Annotated in this window: 9 protein-coding genes; 3 read left to right on the top strand and 6 right to left on the bottom strand. The window is 68.0% G+C overall.

Going from position 1 to position 8,852, the window contains the following annotated elements:
* Positions 1–294: 294 nt before the first annotated feature.
* From serB to D457_RS0128215, 3 genes are all read right to left on the bottom strand, one after another.
* The gene (serB, locus tag D457_RS0128225) at positions 295–1,518 is read right to left on the bottom strand and encodes a phosphoserine phosphatase SerB (protein WP_017584029.1); all 1,224 of its coding nucleotides are present in this window, start codon (positions 1,516–1,518) and stop codon (positions 295–297) included.
* Positions 1,519–1,600: 82 nt separating this feature from the next.
* Positions 1,601–2,254, bottom strand: a complete 654-nt coding sequence (locus tag D457_RS0128220) for a DUF1707 SHOCT-like domain-containing protein (protein WP_017584028.1) — start codon at positions 2,252–2,254, stop codon at positions 1,601–1,603.
* A gap of 160 nt (positions 2,255–2,414) precedes the next feature.
* Complete coding sequence (locus D457_RS0128215) at positions 2,415–3,176, bottom strand: uroporphyrinogen decarboxylase/cobalamine-independent methonine synthase family protein (RefSeq protein ID WP_017584027.1); 762 nt, start codon at positions 3,174–3,176, stop codon at positions 2,415–2,417.
* 55 nt (positions 3,177–3,231) lie between these two features.
* On the opposite strand from D457_RS0128215, the gene D457_RS0128210 reads away from it, so the two are divergent.
* The 3 genes from D457_RS0128210 (at position 3,232) to D457_RS0128200 (ending at position 6,202) form a co-directional block, all read left to right on the top strand.
* Positions 3,232–4,017, top strand: coding sequence for an ABC transporter ATP-binding protein (locus D457_RS0128210; RefSeq protein ID WP_017584026.1), 786 nt, complete (start codon positions 3,232–3,234; stop codon positions 4,015–4,017).
* Positions 4,018–4,366: 349 nt separating this feature from the next.
* On the top strand, positions 4,367–5,296 hold the full coding sequence (locus tag D457_RS0128205) for an SPFH domain-containing protein (protein ID WP_017584025.1): 930 nt from the start codon (positions 4,367–4,369) through the stop codon (positions 5,294–5,296).
* Between the two features lie 147 nt (positions 5,297–5,443).
* Complete coding sequence (locus D457_RS0128200) at positions 5,444–6,202, top strand: sulfite exporter TauE/SafE family protein (protein ID WP_017584024.1); 759 nt, start codon at positions 5,444–5,446, stop codon at positions 6,200–6,202.
* A 23-nt stretch (positions 6,203–6,225) separates the two neighbouring features.
* Here D457_RS0128200 and D457_RS0128195 read toward each other — a convergent pair whose 3' ends face one another.
* The 3 genes from D457_RS0128195 to D457_RS0128185 all read right to left on the bottom strand — a co-directional run bounded on the left by D457_RS0128195 (position 6,226) and on the right by D457_RS0128185 (position 8,542).
* Positions 6,226–6,849, bottom strand: coding sequence for an HD domain-containing protein (locus D457_RS0128195; protein WP_017584023.1), 624 nt, complete (start codon positions 6,847–6,849; stop codon positions 6,226–6,228).
* 206 nt (positions 6,850–7,055) lie between these two features.
* The gene (locus tag D457_RS0128190; protein ID WP_017584022.1) at positions 7,056–7,958 is read right to left on the bottom strand and encodes an alpha/beta hydrolase family protein; all 903 of its coding nucleotides are present in this window, start codon (positions 7,956–7,958) and stop codon (positions 7,056–7,058) included.
* On the bottom strand, positions 7,952–8,542 hold the full coding sequence (locus D457_RS0128185; RefSeq protein ID WP_017584021.1) for a TetR/AcrR family transcriptional regulator: 591 nt from the start codon (positions 8,540–8,542) through the stop codon (positions 7,952–7,954). The genes D457_RS0128190 and D457_RS0128185 overlap by 7 nt, the downstream gene beginning before the upstream one ends.
* Between the last annotated feature and the right edge of the window lie 310 nt (positions 8,543–8,852).

Here is an 8,852-nt window from a genome sequence, read left to right as displayed (position 1 = left end):
AGGTCGCCGCCACGGTTTTTCTTGAGGGGAGGGGGTTCGTTCTTCGGGACGGGCCTCCTCCTTTTTTGTTGCTTGGGTTTGTGAACATGTGAATGGTGGGGTGGGGGTTGTGACTCGTGGGGGGGGGCTTCGTTGTGTGTGTCGGGTTCTTCCGTGATCTTGCTACCAGGAGCAAGTTGGGCGCCGAACTCGCTCCTGGTAGCAAGATCACGGAAGGGGAGGGGAACGCACAGGTTCACCCCCGGGGTACGTCAGAGGGGACTCCGCACATGCGGAGTCCCCTCTGACGCTTGGTTAGTCCTGGGGTGCTGTTACGAGGTCGGCGGCTTCGATTTCTTCGCGGGTGATGCCGAGGATGAAGGCGATGGTGTCCAGGTAAGGCACGTTCACCGAGGTGTCGGCCTGCTGGCGGACGACCGGCTTGGCGTTGAAGGCGACGCCCAGGCCTGCGGTTTGGAGCATGTCGAGGTCGTTGGCGCCGTCGCCTACGGCCACGGTTTGTTCGAGGGGGACCCCGGCTTCTTCGGCGAAGCGCTGGAGGGTGGTGGCCTTGCCCTTGCGGTCGATGATGGGGCCGACCAGGTTACCGGTGAGTTTGCCGTCGAGGATTTCCAGGGTGTTCGCCGCGGAGTAGTCCAGGCCGAGGTTCTCTACCAGGACGTCGGTGATCTGGGTGAAGCCGCCGCTGACGATGCCGCACTCGTAGCCGAGGCGCTTGAGTGTGCGGACGAGAGTGCGGGCACCCGGGGTCAGCTGGATTTCTTCGCGGACCCTGTCGATCGCGGAGGCGTCCAGGCCCTTGAGGAGGGACACGCGTCGGCGGAGGGACTCCTCGAAGTCGAGTTCGCCGCGCATCGCTTCTTCGGTGACCTTGGCTACCTCGTCGAGGCAGTTCGCGTGGGCCGCGAGGAGTTCGATGACTTCGCCCTGGATGAGGGTCGAATCGACGTCCATGACGATGAGGTGCTTGCCGCGGCGGTGCAGGCCGCTGGCTTGGACGGCGACGTCTACACCCTGGGTGGCGGACTCCATGGCGAGTTCGGCGCGGAGCTGGTCCGGGTTACCTCCAGAGATCTCCATCTCCACGGAGGTGACCGGGTAGCCGGAGAGCCGCTCTATGCGGTCGATGTTGGCTCCGGAACGGGCCACACAGGACGTGATCGCTCCCAGGGCGCCGGGGCGTAGGGGTGCGGCGAGGACGGTGACATGGAGCCGCTCGGAAGCGACCTCGTTCACGCGGTTGTTGCCGTCGGCGTACTCGACCTCCATGTCGAGGTCGATGGCGGTCTTGTCCAGGGCGGAGCGGATCTCCTCAAAGACCCGCTGGCGGCTCACCCCAGGGGCGACCCGTTCGTCGACCTCCAGAATGGCGCCCAGGACCAGTCGCCCGCCCAGGACGACCTGCTCGAGGTCGACGATGGTGACGGGGAAGACGGAGAGGGTGCTCAGAAGGCGTGCGCTGATGCCCGGACGGTCGCGTCCGGTCACCGTGACCAACAACGTGGATTCATCACTCATGGCGATCTCCACGGTACTCGGCCGTGGGGCGGGAGTGACGGGCAGGGGCTGGGGTTTTCGCAGCTAGTTCACTATGTGGACACTATTTGTCGCGGCGGCCCTTGCGCTTCTTCTTCGCCTTCTTGGCCTTGACGTCCACTCCGCCCAGCATGCAGGTGCCGGTCAGGTGTACGACGGGGGCGTTCGGGTCCGTGACCTGGTCCGTTCCGTGCAGGTCTGTCCCGCCCAGAATCGCTGACGTGTTGTTGATCACCCGCACCCCGTGGGGCACGGTGATGTCGACCCCGCCCATGATCACGGCGAGCTGGATGGTCACCTCGGGCTGGCTCAGCACCGCTTCGCGCAGGTCCAGTTCCACCCCGCCGCAGAGCACGGAGACGTTGGTTCGGGGCTCCACCAGCCAGCGACCGCGGCGCTCGCAGCCGCCGAAGACTGCGACGAGGTTCTCCGAGCCCTTGCTCTGTCCGGCCAGGTCCCGGGCTTCGCTGCCGAGGACCTCCATGCCGTTGTCGAGCCCGCCGTCCGTGGCGGTGTAGCCGTACGGCACGGAGGTTCCGGAGCCGGGGAGGTCGGAGATGATCGGGGACAGCTCCCCGATGGTTTTGGCCTTGTAGAGAGTGTCGAGGCGCTCCTCGTGTTCGACCGGGCTGAGCCGCCCCTCCGCGAGGGCATCACGGAGCCGTTCGGCAACCTGGTCCCGGTCCGCGTCCGAAGCTCGGATGTGCTCGGGTTGCATGATGACGGCTCTCCTCCTTATGCGGGTCGGCCACGGGCGGCCTCTCACCCTGTGCTGCTCTCACCCAAGTATCGGGGTGACCGCTTCACGTGCGGATCAGGTGAATCCCCTGGCTTCACCCCGAGAATTCCCGACACCACTCCCAGGGTTCCATACCCGTCTACGGCAGCTCTATCGCGGCGTGCGCCGCCACCAGGGCTCTACGCACGGCCGCGTCGAGCTGGTGGAGGGCGTCCCGGCGGAGCTGTGTCTGGTAGGCGCTGAGGCCCCTTCCGGAGGTGGGCTCGGCCAGTTCCACCACTTTTGCCAGCCGCTCGGCCTGAGCCGCCACCCTGTGCGCGCGGTGAGGATAGCCGTGGGCCAACAGCGGGACACCCGAGTCACCCAGGTCACCGAGGGCCCTGTGCACGGCCGGGGCGAACCCCGCGACGTCGTCCACGCCCTGGAGTTGTTCGGCGACCTGGAGCAGCGTGAGCTTGAGTTGCCGCTCGGCCTCGGGCAGGTCGGGTGTTTGGGGGATGGCGTCGTTTGCCGGATACGGAGCCCACGAAACGCCCACGTAGGATGAACCACGCCGGTCGGCGGCGGGCACCAGGCCCACCTGCCGTTCGGCGAGCTGCACCAGCACCCCCTCCTGAGCCTCGATGGCGGCCTGGTTGAGCTCCGCCGGGCCCACCAGCCCGAACGGATCACCCCAGGCGGGCAGCGCCAACCGGAACGCGGACAACCCCAGGCCACGAAGGCGTACCAGTGCGGTACGCAGCGGTACGTCACTGTCGAACGGCAGGTCGCCTAGCGGTACTGTCCCGATCAGGTTGGGGCCGCTCCGGCGTTCCACGGCGTCGACGGCGTCGTCCAACCCGACGTGGCCGGACAGCCAGGCGTTGCCCCAGGCGACGAGCGGTGCGGACGTCAGATGCATTACTTCAGGGTAGGGCGGCCCGTGCACCGGCGTGGGACGTGACGATAGGAGGATGATGGACGGGCGTGTTCTGGGCCTGAACGGGGTCACGGTACGGCGCGGCGGCGAGAACCTGCTCGACGGCGCCGACTGGTCGGTGCTGGAGGGCGAGCGCTGGGTCGTGCTCGGTCCCAACGGGGCGGGCAAGACCACCCTGCTGAACGTGGCTTCCAGCCAGCTGTACCCCACCGCGGGCAAGGTCGAGATCCTCGGGGAGCACCTCGGCGGTGTCGACGTGTTCGAGCTGCGGCCGCTGATCGGCTACGCGGGCGCCTCGGTGTCCAACCGGATCGAGGAGGGCACGCCTGTTCTCGATCTGGTGGTCAGCGCCGCCTACGGGTATCTGGGACGCTTCCGCGAGGAGTACGGCACCCCCGATTACGGCCGGGCACGTGCGCTGCTGGGCCACTGGGGCGTGGCCGACTTCGCCGACCGCGACTTCCACACTCTTTCCGAGGGCGAGCGCAAACGGGTGCTGATCGCCCGCGCGCTGATGTCCGACCCCGAGCTGCTGCTCCTGGACGAGCCCGCGGCCGGGCTGGACCTGGGCGGCCGTGAGGACCTGCTGCGCCGTCTGGGCAAGCTGGCCGCCAACGAGATGGCGCCGGCGCTGGTGGTGGTCTCCCACCACGTCGAGGAGATCCCGCCCGGCTTCACACACGGGTTGCTGATCCGGGACGGGGGCGTGGTGCAGGCCGGACCGCTGGACGAGGTGATGACCGCCGAGCACCTCAGCGAGACCTTCGGGCTGCCATTGAAGGTGGAGCGCGACGGGGGACGTTGGACGGCCAGGGCTGTCTAGAGCGTGTCCGTGGAACACGCCCTAGGGTCGCCCTCGTCTCTCTAAGGTTGACTGCCTGCCTTGACGTGGCTGTTCCCGTGAAATAGGGGACGTTTATATGCCGGGAATGTATTGTCCGTAAATCCTATTTCCGTCCGGATGTGGTCGTCCCGGAGGGGTATGGGGTAGCGTCAACGTTCAGTGAGCGGATCGCTCTATTTCGGCGCGCTTTATGATCATCCCCGGCGGGCTGCGAGGGTGCGGTCCGCTTCCACGCTGCCTGTCACCCCCGTCAGGAGATCCGGAGCTGCCGCAGATGCCGCTGTTGAACACCGTTACCCGGTTCGACGTCGGGAAGGTTCGCTAACCCATGGCTACGAGCATCATCGTCGTCGTACTTTTCGTCGCCGTCCTGTTGATCATCTTCTGGCGAAGTGTGCGTATCGTGCCGCACTCGATGGAGGACGTGGTCGAGCGTTTCGGTAAGTTCCACCGAACGCTCAGTTCCGGTTTCAACATCGTGATTCCCGGTGTTGACCAGGTCCGGGAACGTATCGACCGCCGTGTGCAGGTGGTCAGCTTCCCGCCGCAGTCGGCCATCACCGAGGACAACCTGGCGGTCGAGGTCGACTCCGCGGTCTACATCCGGGTCGTGGACGCCTACCGCGCCACCTACGAGGTCGCCAACTTCATCCAGGCGGTCGAGCAGCTCACTCTCGCCACCCTGCGCAACGTGATCGGTGGCATGAACCTGGAGGGCACGCTCACCTCCCGGGACCAGATCAACCGCGAGCTCAAGTCCGTACTGGACGAGGCCACGCGCGACTGGGGTATCGAGATCAGCCGGATCGAGCTCAAGGGCATCGAGCCGCCGTCCTCCGTGCAGGAGGCGATGGAGATGCAGATGCGCGCGGACCGCGAGAAGCGCGCCCAGCTGCTCAGTGCCGAGGGTGAGAAGCAGGCCTTGGTTCTGCGGGCCGAGGGTGAACGCTCCTCGTCCGTGCTGAAGGCGAAGGGTAACGCCGAGGCGCAGATGCTCACGGCCAAGGCCGACGCGGACGCTCAGACCCTGCGGGCCCGCGGTGAGGCCGACGCCATCCACATGGTGTTCAAGGCCCTGCACACGAGTCGGGTCGACCCGGACGTGCTCGCTTACCAGTACCTTCAGAAGCTCCCGGAGATCGCCAAGGGCGACGCCAACAAGGTGTGGATCGTCCCGGCGGAGATGGGCCAGGCGCTCCAGGGCGTCAGCAGCGCCTTCGAGCGCATCCAGAAAGAGGTCGTGAAGATCCCGACCTGACCTGATTCTTCGTGAGGCCCCGCGGTACCCGAACCGGTGCGGCGGGGCCTCGTGTTTGCCCGGCCCCGGCCTGATGATCCGATGACCGGGTCTCGTAGTCTGTTCTGGCCCTCGAGGGTCGGGGGCGTGGTTCGGAAGGCCGGTGGGATGGAACTCTGGGAGGCCCTGGCCATTCTGATCGCCGGTGTGGCCGCTGGCGGGATCAACGCCATCGCCGGATCGGGGACGCTCTTCACCTTCCCGGTGCTGCTCGCGCTCGGCTACCCGCCGATCACCGCGACCATCTCCAACAGCGTCGGCCTGGCCCCCGGGACACTCAGCGGAACCATCGCCTACCGGCGCGAGCTGGCCGGGCAGAAGGAACGGCTGATCCGCTTCGGCACCATGTCCTTCCTCGGCGCCGTCACCGGCGCCATGCTGCTGATCTACCTGCCCTCGGGTGTCTTCGAGTCCGTGGTGCCGTTCATGATCGGCGGTGCCTGCCTGCTGATCATCTTCCAGCCCCGCATCACCAAGTGGGCCCGCTCGCGCAAGCCCGCCTCGCAGAACGGCGGCGTCTGGATGCCGGTGGGCGCCTACGGGGCCGGGACCTACGGCGGGTACTTCGCTGCCGCGCAGGGGATCATCCTGATCAGCCTGCTCGGCGCGACCCTGGACGACGACCTCCAGCGGCTCAACGCCCTGAAGAACGCGCTGGCCACCATCGCCAACAGCACCGCCGCGGTGTTCTACATCGTGCTGGCCTCACCCGCGTGGCCCGTGGTGGCCCTGCTCGCGGTCGGCACCATCGTCGGCGGCTACCTGGGCGCCAACTTCGGCCGCAAGCTCAGTCCGACCGCCCTGCGCGCGGTGCTGGTCATCGTCGGTCTGACCGCCGCGGTCCAGCTGATCATGGGCCGGGTCTGACCCGGTCCTACCCGCCCGGCCGCTCAGCGGCGGAAGTAGCCGCGCCGGTCCGCGTCGTCGATCAGGGCGGTGGCGTACGACCCCAGGGCCTCGGATCCCTCGGAGATCATCTTCACCTTCTCCATGACCTGTGCCCGGGTGACGCCGAAGCGCACCCACGCGCCGCCCTCGTTGTGCCAGTTGGCGAGCATCGGGGCGAGGCGGTCGACCGCGCGGGCGAACCGCGCCTCCGGGGTCAGCCGCGCCTCGAACTCCTCCCACAGCTCACGGGCCCGGACGGCCTGGTCCTCGGGCAGGAGCGGGAAGAGGCGGTCGGCGGCGGCGCGCTCGCGCTCCGCCTGCGTCTCGGTGTTGACCTGGTCGAACAGGAAGGTGTCGCCCGCGTCGATCTCCACGATGTCGTGGATCAGGAGCATCTCGGTGACACGATCGATGTCGGTGCCCTCGGGCGCGTGCTCGGCGAAGGTGCGGGCGGACAGTGCCAGGTGCCAGGAGTGCTCCGCGGAGTTCTCCCGCCGGGAGCCGTCCACCAGCAGGTTCTGCCGCAGGACCCGCTTGAGTTTGTCCACTTCGAGGATGAAGCGCAGCTGCGCGTTCAGTCTCTCGTTGTCGACCCCGCTGGCAAAGACCGGTGCCGGTTCCGTCACGTGGTTCGCCCTTCCTGGTGGATGAGTCGAAACGGATCAGGTGGGACCGCTGACGCGGTCGCCCCTGGATGATCCCATGGAACGTGTACTGACTGTCGCGGTGGCGTCCGGGAAACAGCCACGGGGGAATGCCGCGGGGTGCTATGGGTGAACGTCGGCCGTTGCCGTGTTCGGGACGCGTGACCGGGACCGGGGGAGGCAGGGACCTAGGAGTCCGCGGGCGCCTGGACCTGCGTGGAAGTGGTCAGGTGCAGGTGGAACCACTCGGTGAGGGCTCGGTCGGTGAGCACCCCGGCCGGGGTGAGCGGGCCCGGTTCGAGGCCGGGCTCTGGGCCGATCGCATGTGCCAGGTCGGGCACCACGATGTGACGGAGCGCATGCCGGGCGTCCTGCTGAAGGCCCTGATCCGCGCTCTGCCGGGTGAGGACGTCGTGGAAGGCGCGGCCGTGTTCGGGCGGGGCGACCTCGTCCTGGCCGCCGTTGACCACGAGCATGGGGGTGGCGGTGCCGGAGATCTCGGCGGCCCTGGCGGAGAAGTCCAGCCAGCTCCGGGTCTGCTGGGCCTGCGGGCCCCAGCGGTACGGGGTGCCCGTGCGGCGTTCGCGGGCGGCCATGAGGAGTGAGGGGTCCACGATCGGGTTGATGACCGCTGCCGCGCCCGCTGGCAGGCGGTTCTCGGCCAGGGCCAGGAGTACGGCGCTGGCTCCGGCGCCCACCCCCACCAGGCCGACCGGGACGTCGGCGACGGGGAAGGTCGAACGCAGCTCGTCGACGACCCGGCGCAGTTCGGCAGCAGCCTCCTCGACCACCGGGCCGAAGAGCTCGACGAGGTAGTCGCGTTCACCGCGCTGGTTGATCTCGGCCACACCGCCCTCGGGCAGGCGGTGGCCGAACAGGGGGAGGCCGAGGTAGACCCGCCAGGCCGGGAGCGAGGCCATGGGGACCGCTCCGGCCAGGGCCGACTCACTGCGCGGTGGTTCGAAGGCGTGCAGGCCCACCACGAGCGGGGCCGGGACGTCGGTGGCCGCGGCCGGGGGCAGGGCGAGGAAGGGCACGCCCGCGGCGGTGCCGGTGAGGGGCGCGGAGAGGGACGGTGTGTCGACTACCAAGGATGATCGCCTCCGTTGCGTTCGGAGAAGTGGGAAAGGTAGCTGCTGACCAGGCGCTTGGCCTCGTAGACGAGGGCGGGGTCGCCGTCGGGGTTGTCGCGGAAGGCGAGTTTGAGGACGGCGTCCGCGGCTTCGACGGCGACGTGGATAGCACGGTCGAGTTCGTCGTCGTCGGGGATCCCGGTGACGGAGACGATGATCCTGCGCAGCCGCACCGAGATGACGCGGTTGTTGTCGCTGCCGCCGCTGAGCAGCCGAGGGTCGACTATGTCACCGAAGTGCAGGCTGCGGAAACCCGGCACGTTGCGGTGCATGTCGATGTACTCGTCGATGATCGCGTCGACGGCCACGGTCCAGTGAGTGAACGAGGCGTCCGCCAGGCGTTCGGTGACCCGGGAGCTGAACTGGTCCAGGAAGCGCAGTCCCAGGGCCTGGGTGATCGCCTTCTTGTCCGGGAAGAACTGGTAGACGGAGCCGATGGCCACCCCGGCGCGTTCGGCGATGCGGGTGGTGGAGAGGTTGTCGTAGCCGACTTCGTCGAGCAGGTCGGCGCAGCAGTCAAGCATGCGCTGGACCCGGACCATGCTGCGCTGTTGGGCCGGGAGCCTGCGCAGGGGGGCCTGGGCGAACGCGAGTTCGTCGTTGGCGACGCTTGCAGGTCCACGGCTCTCATGCGGAGCGGCGGTCCCGTTGTTCGCACCGGGGTTCCGCCGCGCGCGCGGGGGCGTTGAGCTTCGGGAATTAGTCGTCACACCACCTATGATGCCTTTCCGGAATCAACTGGTTCCGGGGAAATTCCAGTTTCGTTCCCGGGATCCTCGGGGGAGCGCGCTCCCGGCCGGTGTGGCCGACGTTCTGCGAGGTGAGGGCGGCGTGGGGGCGCGGGGACGGAGT

Origin of the sequence: Nocardiopsis valliformis DSM 45023 (genome assembly GCF_000340985.1) — a bacterium.
Classification (GTDB): domain Bacteria; phylum Actinomycetota; class Actinomycetes; order Streptosporangiales; family Streptosporangiaceae; genus Nocardiopsis; species Nocardiopsis exhalans.
Note: the sequence above shows the minus strand (reverse complement) of the source record. Positions and strands in the feature narration are given on the sequence as shown.

What these genes read in the sequence shown, in the direction of transcription:
- D457_RS0128215 (WP_017584027.1), bottom strand. Translation starts at nt 3,176, where the DNA reads ATGCATCTGACGTCCGCACCGCTCGTCGCCTGGGGCAACGCCTGGCTG.
- D457_RS0128200 (WP_017584024.1), top strand. Translation starts at nt 5,444, where the DNA reads ATGGAACTCTGGGAGGCCCTGGCCATTCTGATCGCCGGTGTGGCCGCT.
- D457_RS0128220 (WP_017584028.1), bottom strand. Translation starts at nt 2,254, where the DNA reads ATGCAACCCGAGCACATCCGAGCTTCGGACGCGGACCGGGACCAGGTT.
- D457_RS0128205 (WP_017584025.1), top strand. Translation starts at nt 4,367, where the DNA reads ATGGCTACGAGCATCATCGTCGTCGTACTTTTCGTCGCCGTCCTGTTG.
- serB (WP_017584029.1), bottom strand. Translation starts at nt 1,518, where the DNA reads ATGAGTGATGAATCCACGTTGTTGGTCACGGTGACCGGACGCGACCGT.
- D457_RS0128185 (WP_017584021.1), bottom strand. Translation starts at nt 8,542, where the DNA reads ATGGTCCGGGTCCAGCGCATGCTTGACTGCTGCGCCGACCTGCTCGAC.
- D457_RS0128210 (WP_017584026.1), top strand. Translation starts at nt 3,232, where the DNA reads ATGGACGGGCGTGTTCTGGGCCTGAACGGGGTCACGGTACGGCGCGGC.